Consider the following 15002-nt stretch of genomic DNA (forward strand, 5'->3'; position numbering starts at 1 on the left):
AGCAGCGCTTTTTTAATATCAGTAAAAGCTAGATGTTACTGATTTACTGGGTTAGCGAATCATTAAGTACATGGCACGGTTACCACGTTCAACTTTCAGTGCTAATACACCCGTGTTGTCTTTCAGGTAGTTTCTTAGCTCAGCAATAGTAGCAATATCTTTGCGGTTAACCCCTGTAATGACATCACCAGCTTGTAGGCCGACAGCCTCAGCCGCACTGCCATCTTCAACGTCAGTAATCTCAATGCCTTTGCCATCAGCGGCATTGTCTAACTCGGCGCCATCAAGCATGCGGTGAATACTCGCCGCCTCCACATTGGCTGATTCAGCTTGTTTTAGCTTCACAGTAAAGCGCTTTTCTTTGCCATCACGAATGACAGTTAATTTCACTTTTTTACCTGCGCCAATTGAGCCAATTTTACCGCGTAGCTCAGCAAAGGTTTTCACCATTTTGCCATTAACTTTGGTAATAACATCACCGGCTTTAATGCCCGCTTCTGCGGCGGCAGAGTCTGCAACCACTTGCTCAATAAAGCCACCTTGGGTAGTTTCTAAGGCCATTGCCTTGGCAATTTCGCCGTTAACACTGCGGCCAGCAACACCAAGCACGCCGCGACGAACTTCACCAAACTCAATAATTTGTTTGACCAAGTTATTCATCATGTTGCTGGGAATGGCAAAACCGATACCGACGTTACCGCCGTTTGGGCCAAGAATTGCGGTGTTAATACCAATTAATTCACCGCGCAAATTGACCAATGCGCCACCTGAGTTACCACTGTTAATTGCAGCATCAGTTTGGATAAAGTCTTCGAAGTTTTCGATATTTAACCCGCTACGACCTAATGCACTGACAATACCTGAAGTGACGGTTTGGCCTAAACCAAACGGGCTACCAATAGCGACAGCAAAATCACCAACGCGCAATTGATCTGAGTCGGATACTTTAATTTCCGTTAAATCATCGTCTTTGACTTGTAGCAGTGCGATATCGCTTTCGGCGTCAGAGCCGATTTTTTTTGCTTCTAGCTGGCGACCATCTTTTAATGTTACTAAGATTTCATCTGCTTCATCAACCACATGGTTATTGGTAACGATATAACCTTCATCTGCATCAATAATGACGCCAGAGCCCAACCCTTGGAATGGACGCTCTTGCGGCTGTTGGTTACGTCTTGGATTCCCAAAGAAGAATCGGAAAGCATCTGGTACACGCTGGTTTACTTCATGCGTACCTTTAACCGAAATGCTAACCACCGCTGGTGTCGTGCGCTCAAGCATAGGCGCTAAACTTGGCAACGTTTGGCCTTCAACAGCAAGGGGTAGATTGGCAAATGCTGGGCTTGACGATAACGCAATTGAACTGGAAATTAATGCGGCGCTGATCACTAACGACAATTTTTTCATACTTAAAAAAACTCCTTAACAAGAATTAAGTAGACCCATTAACAGACTAATCGTAATTAACTTAGTTCAAAATAACCTTATTCGGCATTTGTAACACTTTGTTTCTTATCATCAAATAAACCGCTCGGGTTACTTGAGTAGTCACGAGGTGCTTCATCTGTCGTTTCTTCTTTAAAGTCAGGCTTCTTCTCATGACGCAACTTAACGGTTTGTGCGAGCTGTTCTTGAGTTTCCTGAGAGAAAAATGGCATGGCTTCGCTCTCGGTTGGCGTAGCGCGTTGTAATAAAGCAGTACTTTGCTCCATTTGTTTCATCGCTTTCTGGCAGGTTGCGTTCATTTGCTCTAGTAACTTGGCAGAATCATCCAAATGCTCAGCAACATCGTTTTGATATTGGGTTAAAGCTGCTTCGCCTTTAGTGACCTTTTCCGCTAGTGCTTTGTTTTCTTTAGCAGATGCCGATAAAAAGCGACCGCCAATAAAGCCAATTACGATGCCAACTAACAAAAGCGCGATACTTGTTACAACTGTCATATCTAGGTTCCTCGTTGTATTCGTTCAGAAAATTAGTGAGAATATTCAACCATTAGCATAAATACCAATTGAATTAATTAATTGATCAATTCAGAGCGTTGTCAGCGGTGGGAGAATTAGCCAAATTTGTGCAGATATAGTTATTCTACATCGAATAAATTTGGCGCAATTATCGCGACGCTGACAAGCTCCCAAAGGGCGAGTTTAAAAGCCTCAAATACTGCACTATTGATTTTGACAAGGAGAGGGCCATTCTCTGCAATCAATGCCTTGCTTATGAGCCTTTTAATTCTCGCTGAATGATTAAGTATTTATTTCAATTGGTATAACGTAAATATAGCGTTTAATGCAGGCCTAATATAGCGAATATGTTTGCTAATTTTGGTTTTTCAAGCGCGAAGCTTGATTAACACTAGAATAAGCCTCCAATAAACTTATACAGATGATAACAGTAATAGCTGGAATATACGCTTCATGATCAATTTGACGCCGCTGCAAAAATATCAACAAGACTTAACACGTGACGACTTTCAATACGATGCGGCGCAGGAGAATGCTGTTAAACATTTACAGCGTGTGTTCGATGACCTAGAAAACAAACCTTTACCTGTGACAGGCTTCAAAAAAGTGCTTAATCGTTGGAAGCGCGTAGTTGGTAAGCAAGCACCAAGTAATGTCAAAGGCCTGTATTTTTGGGGCGGTGTTGGGCGTGGTAAAACCTACTTGGTTGACACTTTCTTTGATTGCCTGCCGTTTGAAAATAAAATGCGCGTACATTTTCATCGCTTTATGCATCGCGTGCATGATGAAATGAAAACCTTAGCTGGGCAATCTGACCCACTGAAAATCATTGCTAAGCGTTTCGCTGATGAAGCCTGCATTATTTGTTTTGATGAGTTTTTTGTCTCTGACATTACCGATGCAATGATTTTAGGGACTTTATTCGAAGAGCTTTTTGCCCACAACGTCACCTTAGTGGCAACGTCGAACATCATCCCCGATGAGCTATACCGAAATGGTTTGCAGCGTGCGCGTTTTCTACCGGCAATTAAACTGATTAATGAAAACTGTGAGGTCGTTAATGTTGATAGTGGTGTTGATTACCGACTGCGGACACTTGAACAAGCCGAAATTTATCATCATCCATTAGATGAACAAGCTAGTCGCAACCTTGCACAATACTTCACGCAGTTGTCAGTTGAACCGGGTGAAAAAGGTAGAGTCATTGAAATCAACCATCGCGAGCTGACCACCATTGAAGAGTCTGATGGGGTTGTGCATTTTGAATTTAGTGAGCTGTGTGAAAGTGCTCGCAGTCAAAGCGATTACATGGAGTTGAGCCGACTATACCATACTGTGTTGCTAGCCAATGTAACGCAAATGAACGTTGATTGTGATGACGCAGCACGTCGCTTTATTGCCTTGGTTGACGAATTTTACGAGCGCAAAGTAAAGCTGATTATTTCGGCCGAGGTGGCTATGGATAACTTATACAGCCATGGTGGTTTGGAGTTTGAATTTAAACGTTGTCTAAGCCGTTTACAGGAAATGCAATCACATGATTATCTGGCAAGTGAGCACTTGCCTTAATGGCTCAACAGGGTGCTTAGTAGCCAATGCCTTACTTGGTCGTTAGCACCTTGCTCAATGGGCTTTCACATAAGCGCTGGTAGAGTAGCTCAAGCTAAGCGATATGCTTGATTGCGGTATTTATAGCTTTTGCGTTAGCTATCGCCACTGAATTCGTGATTACACGTTTGTTATTGCGCTTATGGTTAAGCAGCGGTGCCATAAAGCTGGCTAACTGCGCCACAGGGAGTGGCTTAGCATAGTAGTAGCCTTGAAAGGCATGGCAGCCAATTGCCGTCAATTGAGCAATTATTTGCTTATCCTCAATTCCCTCTGCGATCACTTTCAAATGAAGTGCTTGCGCCATATGAATGATGGCTTTCACTAAGTTTTTGGCTTCTGGCGTTTGCTCAGCTAATGCTGAGATAAAAGCACGATCTATTTTTAACACATCAATATTCAGGTGTTGCAGTAGCGATAGTGATGAATAGCCAGTGCCAAAATCATCAAGGTATATTTTAATACCAAGATCGCTAAGTTGCTTGAGACGCGCTTTTACAAGCGTGTGATTTTCTATTAATGCCGATTCGGTCAGCTCTATTGCTAACAAATGAGCTGGCAATGCGTAATGGGACAGTTGTGACTCAATGAGCTGTACAATTTCATCGTCAACAATTTGCAGGGCGGAGACATTAATACTAATCGCTGGGCATTGTTCCACCCCATAAAGGTGGCGAAATTTATCAAGTTGGGCGATCGCCTTGCGCGCAACGAGTAAGCCAAATGGCTTAATCTTATTGGTTTTTTCTATAATAGGTACAAAGTCGAGCGGCATAATCAGCCCTCTACTTGGATGTTGCCAACGAGCCAAGGCTTCAAAACCGATAAGCTGTTGTTCATTGTTAAATATCGGTTGGTAATACAGTTCAAATTGATCTTGTGAAATCGCTTTGTCTAAATCTGACTCTAAGCGATGCAAGTGAACGATGTCATCGAACATTTTATGCTGGAAAAAAATCGCTTGGCCGCGGCCTGACTCTTTGGCCTGATACATCGCAATATCAGCGTTTCTGATGATATCTTCAGGATGAAAGTCGTCGGAATCGATGACCGTTACGCCGATACTTGCCCCAATAGTGTAGGTGTTCCCTTCAATATTGTACGGTTGTTGCAGCTCACTTAGGTAGCGTTGCGCGATGTTCGTTGCGCGTCGCTCTGAGGACATATTTTGCAGTACGATAACAAACTCATCGCCACCAAAACGAAACAGTAAATCGTTACTGCGGCTGTTGTGTTTTAGTCTGTTGGCAACTTGTTCCAGTAGCAAATCACCGACCATATGACCTTGGGTATCATTGATTTTTTTGAAGTAGTCCAAGTCAATAAATAAAACGCTAAACGGCATAAACTTAGACGCCAGATGAGTCTTGTTCAATTGCTGCAAGTATTCATACAAGGCGTTCTTGTTAAGCAACCCCGTTAGTAAATCGTGGCTTGCCTGAAACTTTAACGATGCCGTCTTTTCTTCGACTAACGAGTTGGCCCATTGAATACGGGTAATATTCGTGAACAGGTAATAACTTAAACTCGCTGTTGCTACCAGTACCAGTGCTGCAGCAAGATAAGGAAAGTAATCTTCACCACTAGTTAACTTAATTTGGCTAAACTCAATGACCCATTGCTGATTGGCAAAAGGGATATTGGTGGTTTCGACTAAAGCAGGCCGCGTAAAACAGGCGATGTTATTTTCGCAATTTAGCTGCCAACGAGAATCGTAGAGTTTGTGTTTTTGATTGTGCGCGTCGTTGAGTTGGGTATTTTCGTATATCGTTAAGACCAAGTTTTCAGATTGCGTTAAACCACCCCATAGGCTGTCTACCAATTGGTTTACCATTACCATGCCGACAATAATGCCCACATTAGTACTGTTGTTGGATACCTGTAGCAACATTCTCACACCAATTTCATCCTGATCACTTGTGAACGTTTTTGAACTGATAATTTGCTTGTCTATGGCTTCTTCAATTTGCGTACGTAATTGGCAATCTGAATTGAGGTCTAAACCTAGTTCTTGCCCTAGATGAGTGCTTGGCTCGGTAAACGCGACGGGAAGTATGGTCTGGTCGGCAGCTGGTTCACAGCTTTGTGTTTGCGCCACCTTGTGAATACGGTAATCAAATATGCCTGATTCACGCATTTTTGATTCAAAAACAGCGCTGGCAGATTGCTTTATTCTCGGCGCCCACTCAATACCTGTTATGACCGTGCCGGAGAGTAACTCGTCATTGACCAGTTGAGAAAATTGTTGCCGATTTAAATCTGGGTAAACTTTAAGCATCTGTTGGGTCGCAATCAGCACTTTTTCAATCGCGATAATGGCTTGTGATAAGCCCGTGACCTTGTCAATAAAGGTTGCGTGAAATTGGTTTTTAATTTGCTGTTGCTCATAGTGTTGAATAACACCAAACGCGCCGATTGCCATGGCCAAGCCAATCAACGCAGTTAGAACAACAGTTTTATAACGAATCAACTTTTCGAACATGAAAATGAGCAATCTACAACTAATAAAACAGGCGAGGCACCAAAAATGGCAACCTGTGTATCATATGTCAGTTAATACTGCTTGTAAATGATAATTATTATCATTAATATGACTGGTGATTTTAACGCGTAAGATAGCTGCCCTCTAGGTTTCGCTTAGCTTACGTTTAGCTCCGTTAGAGGTTAGGGCGTGTTGTATGAAGTTTATAGCAAAAATAGCACTTGGTTTTATGTTACCTATTGTGGCTGCAAATAGTGCCGAGTCGTCTGTGGTTAACGTGTACTCGTTTCGTGAAGCAAAGCTAATTAACCCTATCATAGAGCGCTTCTCAGCATCGACGGGAATTAAAGTAAACGTTGTTAGTGGTAAAGCAGACAAGCTACTAAATCGCTTAATACAAGATGGTGACAATAGTTTTGCAGATGTATTGTTAACCTCTAATGTTGTTCGTTTGGAAAAGGCTAAGCAACTTGGCTTGCTGCAAGCGATTGAATCTGACTATCTGAAACAACATATTTCGCCTGAACTTAGAGATCCTGAAGGTTTTTGGTATGGCTTGTCGATAAGAGCGCGCGCTATTTTTTATGCCAAAGACAAAGTTAATGCTAGTGATATTAATCGCTATGAAGATTTAACCAGCGAAGCTTGGCACAATAAAATTTGTACTCGTAAGGGAAGCCATACATACAACCGCTCCATGTTGGCCAGCTTTATTGCCTTGTATGGCGAGAAATGGGCAGGGCAGTGGACTAAGGGCTTAGTGAATAATTTGGCAATGCGACCAACGGGTGGCGATCGCGATCAACTGCGTAATGTTAATCGAGGTAAGTGTGATTTGGCGATCGTAAACAGCTACTACTTTGGCACAATGTCGCAAAGTGCTTCACTGCAGGACCGCCAAGTCTACGCAAATCTTGGTGTGATTTGGCCAGAGCAATTAGGCCGTGGTACTCACGTTAATATCAGTGGCGCAGCTATTACCAACGCGGCAAAAAATAAAGAAAACGCACAGTTGTTTATCGAGTTCTTATTAACAGAGCAAGCACAAACGATGTACTCAAATATCAACCATGAATTACCAATCAGGCAAGATATTCAAGCGAGTGACTTGGTGAGATCGTGGGGAGATTTTAAAGCTGATATCGGCTCAGTTGCTAAGCTATATCAGCATTTAGACGCAGCAGATCGAATTATCGACAGTACAGGCTGGTAAAAAGTGACAAAAGCTAACTCAGCAGAGTGTTTATGACACAAACCATATGGCTAAGTTGAAGCCTTATGGTTTCTCGCTGGAATTATTAGCTTTCGTAAAACGTTAATGTGGATTCGTACACTTAATGTCAATCCGTACACTTCGTATGAGCCTAGCCTGAAAACCGCCCTGTAAGTTTACAGAAAGTGCTAATGGCGATTAACGTAGTTGAACAACCGTTAGCCTGTTATTCGTAGCTGCGTTCCATCCACATTAGCTTTAATTTGAGCTCTTCAATTTCTTGCTGTGCGTCAGCTAATTGCTGTGCTAGCGACTTTTGTGCTTGTGCAGTTTCTTCTTTAATGCTTGCTAATACTGTATCTTCATTGTGTGCCATGAGAATATCGCCTATCTAAAAATATGAAACTTATTCTGTAATATTACATTTTTACTTACAGTTTGTCATGACGAGATTGCACCAATCTTTAAGCTAGAATTGGTCGGGACCTGCGCAAAAGTTAAAGATTTTTAATTTATTTCTTTAATACTAATCACTTAGCAATAATAAATTCTATATCGAAATGAGTCGTTTGTTTTACCTTGTTACGATGAATTTAATGGTTATAAATGCTAGTTAATCGCTGTTACTGGCTTTTACAGGTATTTACTGATATTCACTCAACTTGATAGCTGGTAAGTAATTCAGTCAGTGCTTGACGCTCAATAACAGGAAAATCACGGCGATATCGGTAAGTCGAATATAACTCTGAGAAAATCGACGTATTGCTGAGCTTATCGAGATCTTTGACCAGCTGTTTCCCCGTGCCATCCATGGTTAAGCAGCAGCTCGCATAGTCTGCAATTATGGTCGTTAGCTTTTTGCCCTGCTGATGAAGTGCGAGATCCGCTTCAATGAAATACGCAGCGCCACTCCAATAAACGCGCATATAGGCGCGGTTGTAATGCATATTATCGCTGACTCGATACAACGAGCCGCGAGCTCGGCGCATATTTGCCTGACCACGGCCAAATCCAGCTTCTATACGTGAAATAGCCTGCGTTTGCGTCAATACATTGGCTTGCATCATAGTGATGTGCTGTATGTAGGTGGCGAAGCCTTCGCTTAACCAAGTGTCGTGGTCATCTAAAAATGGTAAGTAAAGGTGGGCGACTTCGTGATAAATCGTCCAATCATCCTTTAAGGCTGTTAAACCGTAGTAGGGAGAGATATGCAGTAAAATAGAGTTGTCGACTCTATTCACTTGACCCCATGGTACGGGTTCTGAGTGGCGGCGACTGTGTTTGACGCGAAAGTCGATAGTGTCAAACGGCAGTACACCGAAACTTTTTTGAGTGGCATCTACCGCAAATTTCAGCCATTTATTTACTGTTTTTTGTTGGCTGGATGAGAAACCGTGATCATTTAGCCAGCGCACAGGCTCTGCGTTTAAAGACGTTGGCGCGTAAATAAAACTCGCTATCACAATAATAGTGATCAGTAAGCGGTTAATACGATAGTTGGCGAACTTAGCTACTGGGCAATCACTTTGCTGCTCGCTGCTGCTCTGCGCACTATTGTTGTTTCGCTTCCCCTGCGACAAGCGCTTTGCTTTTATTAAATTCTTCATATGCTTATACTATTTCTGCGTTTGCTGCTTATACATTGGTTTTGGCTGTACTTGACTCTGTCTTGTACTCAGATTGCTTTACCTTCATGTTGAGCAGCATAGAAGGCTTAACTTACTGTTGATCTTATTGTGATATTTCGACTTTCCAAAAACTCAGGTTAAGGAGGCGCTTAGTGCCAACGCCAATCATTCGCGGTGCAACCACTGCAGACTATGACGCAGTTCTCTCTTTAAATTTAGCATCGGTTTCGGTGTTAAGCCCGATGGATAGAGCACGACTTGAATTACTCACTACGATGACCGAACTCTTTTGGATTGTTGAGGTAGAAGAGCAAGTGGCGGCTTTCTTACTTGCCTTTACAGATAATAAAGCATACGACAGTGTTAATTATCAGTGGTTTAGTCAGCGATTAAAGCAGTTTTTGTATATAGACCGCGTTGTTATTGGTGAGCAATATCGCCGCCGTGGTATTGCTAGTCAAATTTACCAAGCGTTAAAAAACTATGCGCAAAATCAGCAGCTTCATTGGCTGTGTGCAGAAATTGATTTGAAACCCGCAAATCCGCCCTCAATCGCATTTCACCAACAACAAGGCTTTATCGAAATTGGCCAGCAACAACTTATTGGCAAAGAAAAATCAGTGTCGCTGATGGCTTGCCAAGTCATACCAATCCGCATAATAGTATGATTAACTCAGAGCTATTTCAGCGGTTCAAGTACAAGAAAAATTTTTGCTGATATAGTCGCTCTACATCTAGAAAATTTGCCGCCGTGATTGGGCTGCTGAAAAGCTCCCGAAGGGCTTGGCTAAAACACTTTACTGCTGTGTTGCATGTTCTTGAAATAGAGTAACTATGACGAGCAAACATGCGCCTTGCATTAAAGCGTTTTATCTCAAGCTGAGTGAACATATATTTATGCGGATTGGTATAACTAGTTAAATGATTAATAACCACAATGAGCACAAAATTTAATGACATCATTAGTTGAAATCTTTATCCGATTTTTTACCTTAGGCTGCACTAGCTTTGGTGGTCCTGCCGCCCATATTGGTTATTTTCAACAAGCCTTTGTTCAACAGCACAAATGGTTAAGCCAGCAAGAGTTTGGCAATATCGTGGCGTTAAGTCAGTTTTTACCGGGTCCTGGTTCTAGCCAAGTTGGTTTTGCGATTGGCTGTCATCGGGCTGGCATTATGGGGGGCATTACTGCCTTTGTTGCCTTTACGTTGCCGTCGGTTGTATTAATGCTATTGCTGTATTTTGTTGGTTTAGAGTTTGCCAGCAGCCAAACATTTATCGGCGTCGTCACCGGATTAAAATTACTTGCCGTGGTAGTGGTTGCCGATGCTATTGCCACGATGGCAAAGAGTTTTTGTCAAAAGTTGTGGCAACAAGTGTTAGCAGTTATAACGGCTTGTGTCTTGATTTTTACGCCTTTTCCGGCGATGCAAATGGTGCTGTTAGGGTGTGCGGCGGTGATAGGCCGGGCGTGTTTTAGCGCGAGCGGCACTAACGGTTTGACACCAGCGTTAGACGATAGCGGAAAGTCCCGCACGTTGAATTGGCCGATGTTTGTGCTTTTTGCTTTGCTGCTCATAGCGGGGGTGCTGATAACTGGTGGTAGTGCAATCGTTCAGTTAGTCAAAGATTTTTATGTCGCTGGCAGCTTGGTCTTTGGTGGTGGTCATGTCGTGTTGCCTTTACTTCAGCAAGCAGTGGCCGACACGCTCTCGCAAAGCGAGTTTCTAATCGGCTATGCGGCAGCGCAGGCGGTACCTGGGCCTATGTTTACGTTAGCAACTTATCTGGGCGCGAGTATCTTACACAACGCCCCTGTGCTCGGCGCTATTGCCGCAACGTTAGCTATTTTTCTACCAGGCTTCTTGTTGGTATTAGCATTTCAGCCTGTTTGGCAATCTTATGCCAGCAATCCCAAAATTGCCGGTGCATTAGCGGGCGTTAATGCGGCGGTTGTTGGCTTGTTGCTCGCGGCGCTTTATCAACCTGTGCTAGTTTCTGCCATCTCAGGTTGGTTGGATGGAGTGATAGCCTTGATTGGCATATGGTTACTAAGAGGACTTAAGGTTCCAGTACTTGTGTTAGTGGCAAGTTTTGCTGGGCTTGGCGTTTTGCTAGCGCAGCTTTCTTAAGTCGCACTAGCTGAGCGGAAGTATAGTGGCTTGACGATAATTGGTGGGCGCTTTTATGTCGAAAAACCGTTTAAAAATTTATTACACCATTTCAATTGTGAGCTTGTGTTTTGCTGTGCTCGGTTTTGGCTACAACACTTGGCGATTAGAGCAAAGTGAGCACAATACTACGGTTCGAACGGCATCATTTGAGGTGATAATTGCCATTGCTGAACTTGAGCAAAATATTTTTGCTGCGGTTTATGATGAAGACGATGTCGCGGGATCACCACGCATAGGTTGGGTCAAGGTTGGTTTAATTGAGCAACTAAGCGTACTTATCGACCCCAAGGTGGAAGTGGCAGCAGAGCGGTTAAAACAAGCGTGGGCGAACCATTGGGATGAAATCACAAACGATGAACAAGCACTGGCGACAATCAATGAACGCATATCTCAGTTGCAGAGTGAACTTAAGTTAGTGCTTAAATCTTTAAATTAGTTAACGAATTTAAAACAACATGGAGGTTTGTCACACGTGCGCTATACCATGAAACAAAAGCTATTTTCACTGCGCGATAGCTTTAAAATATTTGACCAAAATGACGAGCTAGCATTTATTGCAAAAGGTGGCTTTTTTAGCATCCGCAAGGGACTTAGGTTGATGTTGCCTAATGAAACGGAAGTCGCGCGAATCAAGCAAAAGCTCATAGCGTGGAGGCCAACGTTTTATATTACCTTGGTGACTGGCGAGCGTTGTAAAATTAAAAAGTGTTTTTGGCCATTATTTACCAGCCGCTTTGTACTAACGACCCCTAAAGCAGAAGTGGTGGTTGATGGTGATTTGTTATCACATGAATATCAGTTTGTTGCCGCTGGAGAGCAGATAGCATATGTGTCAAAACGCTGGTTTAGTTTAGGTGATAGCTACGGCATTGATATTAAATATGAGGAAGACATTCCGTTGATGCTGGCTGCCGTGGCAACCATTGATTTAGTCAATCACAATGACAATGGTGCCTTTGATAGCGACTAAAATTACACGCATGGCTAATATCGAGGCGACAGGCTAGCGCTAATTTATCAGCCTAGCCTAGAGCTTAAAATAGACCATTAAATTGGAATAGATTAGTGATAGGTTCGGCTTAATTTAGTTAGTGATATACATCATCACCAATAAAAAACCGAGTAGTAGGCCATTTAGCCCAAGAATATAGGCGAAGCCTTTTAACCCGTCTTTCGCGCTGTAGCCTTTTTGATTTAAGTACAACCACCAAATGCTACACATTAAAATAGGCAGCAAAAAAAATAATTTAATCATGTAGTTAATGCTTTTGTTTTTTTCTAATCATAGAGCAAATACCAGTGTTTGCCTACTTTGCTTTAGGCTTGTCTTGCGACGATTCATTTTGTTCAATTAACGCAGTTAGTGCCTTACGAATACTGTACAAGAACAGCAAACTCGGGATCACCATCATCGAAGTTAAGACAAAAAACAGCGCCCAGTTACCATCTAGCCAGTCGACAAATATGCCCGAGTATGAGCCTAGCATTACACGGCCAAAGGTACCCAGTGACGCCATCAAGGCATACTGACTGGCGGTAAAGCTTTTATTACACAATACCGATAAGAGCGCGACGAAGGCGACTGAGCCCCATGCTGAGGTAAAGCCATCAACAAAAACGGTCATGGCAAATAGCCACTTTACAGGCCCCATTACCGCCATCACAGAAAACAACAAGTTACTGGCTGACATGGCGATACCACCAATAAATAACCCTTTTAAAATCCCGTATCTAATCGTAAAAACACTGCCAATCAGTGAAAAAACGATAGTTGTGCCCCAATTGATCAGTTTTGAGTAATAAGCAATATCTTCATTGGAAAAGCCGACTTCTCGATAAAACACGATCGACATTCTGCCAAGGTACGCTTCTCCTAACTTAAATAGGAAAATAAACATCAAAATTGAAAAGGCTAAGCGCACACCGTTACGTTGGAAAAACTCTTGTATTGGCGCCACTAGTGTTGCCAGTAGCCATGCCGTTAGCGTTGAAATGCTATCGTTTGAGCGCGCAAGCCCAGTCGCTAGTACTGCATCTGTACGTGAATTTAACGCACGATTAAGTTTTGTCAGCTGACGGGCAAATAGGGCAATCATGGTAATGACACTAAAGGTGGCGATACTAAACTGGTATTGCTCATTGATGAACTCAGGCCAGAGAGGGTAGCCAATATTGGCGTAAAGTATGGTCAGCATAATCAAGGGGAGCAGTAGTAAAATACCAACACTTTGGCTTTTGTAGCTGGGCAGTACCGTGAGGTAGGCTTGCTGAATTTGATTGAGCGTTTGCTCACGTTGACTCGTTGGCTCTTGCACCACAAGCGCTGTAATGGATAAAGCCGCCATCATTACCGCTAACACCATAAACACTTCTGACCACTGCCAGTCAGGTGAGCTGGCCAAAATAAACGGAATGCTGCCAAGGCCGGCGTAGCCTGTCCACCAACCTGCTGTTGCCATGGCAGAACCTGCAGCCATCAACCCGTTACTGTTATCGCTTGCTTGATTGAGAATATCGATCCGATAGGCGTCGATGGCAATATCTTGAGTCGCACCACTAATCGCCAAACACAAACCAAACAATGCCATCATAGAGAGTTGGCTAGTGGCATCAAGCGAGCTGAGCTGTAAGGTAAATAAACAAATCAGTAATTGTGTGGTGAATATCCAGCTTCGCCTCAAACCAAGCTTAGCCGTAAGCAATGGGATTTTGATGCGGTCTGCTAGCGGTGACCACAAAAAGTTAATGCTATAGGCAACAAAAATTAGACCAAATAAACCAATGCTAGAGCGAGATAAGCCTTCGTCTTTCAGCCAACCTGTCATGGCAGAGCCAATCATCACCCATGGGAAGCCACTGGCGATGCCAAAAAAGAAAACGGTAAGTAGACGGCGGTCTTTAAAGTAGCGCAGAGATTGAAGTAGCGAGCGAGCGGGCATACGACACAAGAATAACTAATAGTGCGCTAAGCCTATCAAACTGTGGTAGCGGACAAAAGGAGTTATTTGGCCGCTGGGCGTTGGGGCTAATATTGAGGGATAAAATTCGGGACGAAGATTTGAGGCTAAGTTATGAAGCTAAGGTTCGGAACTAAGGCTCGGAACTGAGGCTCGGAACTAAGGCTCGGAATTAAGGCTCGGAACTATGGTTTGTGGCTAAGATTTGGAGTTAAAGGTTTCAGACTAGGGCAGTGGGCGCCAGCCAATGCAATCGATTGGATAGCTGCCTTTACCCGCAAAGAAATCTAAGCAGGTATTAATTTCACTTTTAAAAAACAAATCGGTGGTTAATGCTTGCGCGCCATGCAAGCTGATTTCATGTACCAAGTGCCAGAATACCCGTTCTTTTGCATTGCTCGGTGTTTCATCACTGACACTATAAGTTGTCCACTCTTCCATGGTATCGACAATGAATTTGTCGAGCTCAGTATAATGAAGTGTTCGCTCAATCACGGCGCTAATGTAAGCTCTGATTTGCTTTATTTTTTCATTGATAAACTGCTCAATTATCATGATGGTTACTCTTGCCAACGATGGAAATTTATTTAAAAAGCCATTAAAAGCTCTCGGCTCGATAATGATTATTATTTAACTTAGTTATTGACCAACATTGAGCTGTTGTCAAAGAATTGGGTTAAATTATCATATTAATCTGACACTTGTCAGATGTAAAAGTTTGATAGGTATGAACTTTTTTTATAGCCCTGCTAAAATTATGGAAATATAAGCAGCAAGTGCTGTCACAGGTTAAGCAAATTTGCGAGAGTGCTTGGTTGGGGTAGCAAGGTTAGGTACTTAGGTTAGGTAGCTAGATGAAGATATTTGGCAGAAAGGTTAGCAGAAAGGTGAATTGGCACGACTGGGTGAAATGATCAGGAGGAATAACAGAGGTAAGTATCCAGCTGAACATTATCAGATAAACCAGCTAGGCAATGCT

14 protein-coding genes are annotated in these 15002 nt (G+C 42.9%); 6 read left to right on the forward strand and 8 right to left on the reverse strand.

Annotation, left to right across the window (positions count from 1 at the left end):
- Positions 1 to 51 precede the first annotated feature (51 nt).
- On the reverse strand, positions 52 to 1407 hold the full coding sequence (locus ACSLUR_RS02045; RefSeq protein WP_448551349.1) for a Do family serine endopeptidase: 1356 nt from the start codon (positions 1405 to 1407) through the stop codon (positions 52 to 54).
- A 77-nt stretch (positions 1408 to 1484) separates the two neighbouring features.
- The gene (locus ACSLUR_RS02050) at positions 1485 to 1940 is read right to left on the reverse strand and encodes a Z-ring associated ZapG family protein (RefSeq protein ID WP_448551351.1); all 456 of its coding nucleotides are present in this window, start codon (positions 1938 to 1940) and stop codon (positions 1485 to 1487) included.
- A gap of 474 nt (positions 1941 to 2414) precedes the next feature.
- On the opposite strand from ACSLUR_RS02050, the gene zapE reads away from it, so the two are divergent.
- Entirely contained in the window at positions 2415 to 3530 is a 1116-nt protein-coding gene (gene zapE / locus ACSLUR_RS02055; protein ID WP_448551353.1) for a cell division protein ZapE, read from the forward strand.
- A gap of 94 nt (positions 3531 to 3624) precedes the next feature.
- On the opposite strand, the gene ACSLUR_RS02060 is transcribed toward zapE, so the two are convergent.
- On the reverse strand, positions 3625 to 6051 hold the full coding sequence (locus ACSLUR_RS02060) for a bifunctional diguanylate cyclase/phosphodiesterase (protein WP_448551356.1): 2427 nt from the start codon (positions 6049 to 6051) through the stop codon (positions 3625 to 3627).
- 196 nt (positions 6052 to 6247) lie between these two features.
- Between ACSLUR_RS02060 and ACSLUR_RS02065 the strand changes: the two genes are divergently transcribed.
- The gene (locus ACSLUR_RS02065; RefSeq protein WP_448551358.1) at positions 6248 to 7264 is read left to right on the forward strand and encodes an extracellular solute-binding protein; all 1017 of its coding nucleotides are present in this window, start codon (positions 6248 to 6250) and stop codon (positions 7262 to 7264) included.
- A 226-nt stretch (positions 7265 to 7490) separates the two neighbouring features.
- On the opposite strand, the gene ACSLUR_RS02070 is transcribed toward ACSLUR_RS02065, so the two are convergent.
- Together ACSLUR_RS02070 and ACSLUR_RS02075 are read right to left on the reverse strand one after the other, a co-directional pair.
- Positions 7491 to 7640 carry a hypothetical protein gene (locus tag ACSLUR_RS02070; RefSeq protein WP_181901510.1) on the reverse strand — a complete coding sequence of 50 codons (150 nt, stop codon included), beginning with the start codon at positions 7638 to 7640 and terminating at the stop codon, positions 7491 to 7493.
- A 277-nt stretch (positions 7641 to 7917) separates the two neighbouring features.
- On the reverse strand, positions 7918 to 8871 hold the full coding sequence (locus ACSLUR_RS02075; RefSeq protein ID WP_448551360.1) for a gluzincin family metallopeptidase: 954 nt from the start codon (positions 8869 to 8871) through the stop codon (positions 7918 to 7920).
- Positions 8872 to 9044: 173 nt separating this feature from the next.
- Here ACSLUR_RS02075 and ACSLUR_RS02080 point away from each other — a divergent pair, with 173 nt between their 5' ends.
- The 4 genes from ACSLUR_RS02080 to ACSLUR_RS02095 all read left to right on the forward strand — a co-directional run bounded on the left by ACSLUR_RS02080 (position 9045) and on the right by ACSLUR_RS02095 (position 12036).
- Positions 9045 to 9560, forward strand: coding sequence for a GNAT family N-acetyltransferase (locus ACSLUR_RS02080; RefSeq protein WP_448551362.1), 516 nt, complete (start codon positions 9045 to 9047; stop codon positions 9558 to 9560).
- 285 nt (positions 9561 to 9845) lie between these two features.
- The gene (chrA, locus tag ACSLUR_RS02085; RefSeq protein WP_448551364.1) at positions 9846 to 11024 is read left to right on the forward strand and encodes a chromate efflux transporter; all 1179 of its coding nucleotides are present in this window, start codon (positions 9846 to 9848) and stop codon (positions 11022 to 11024) included.
- Between the two features lie 55 nt (positions 11025 to 11079).
- Complete coding sequence (locus tag ACSLUR_RS02090; RefSeq protein ID WP_448551366.1) at positions 11080 to 11502, forward strand: hypothetical protein; 423 nt, start codon at positions 11080 to 11082, stop codon at positions 11500 to 11502.
- 48 nt (positions 11503 to 11550) lie between these two features.
- Positions 11551 to 12036: an LURP-one-related/scramblase family protein gene (locus ACSLUR_RS02095; protein ID WP_448551368.1), complete on the forward strand. Its 486-nt coding sequence runs from the start codon at positions 11551 to 11553 to the stop codon at positions 12034 to 12036.
- A gap of 114 nt (positions 12037 to 12150) precedes the next feature.
- Here ACSLUR_RS02095 and ACSLUR_RS02100 read toward each other — a convergent pair whose 3' ends face one another.
- From ACSLUR_RS02100 to ACSLUR_RS02110, 3 genes are all read right to left on the reverse strand, one after another.
- Complete coding sequence (locus tag ACSLUR_RS02100) at positions 12151 to 12321, reverse strand: hypothetical protein (protein ID WP_181901508.1); 171 nt, start codon at positions 12319 to 12321, stop codon at positions 12151 to 12153.
- Between the two features lie 52 nt (positions 12322 to 12373).
- A complete protein-coding gene (locus ACSLUR_RS02105; protein ID WP_448551370.1) occupies positions 12374 to 14005 on the reverse strand; it encodes an AmpG family muropeptide MFS transporter in 1632 nt (543 codons plus the stop codon).
- Between the two features lie 243 nt (positions 14006 to 14248).
- Positions 14249 to 14578: a hypothetical protein gene (locus tag ACSLUR_RS02110; protein WP_448551372.1), complete on the reverse strand. Its 330-nt coding sequence runs from the start codon at positions 14576 to 14578 to the stop codon at positions 14249 to 14251.
- Positions 14579 to 15002: the final 424 nt, after the last annotated feature.

This window comes from Thalassotalea montiporae (assembly GCF_053485855.1).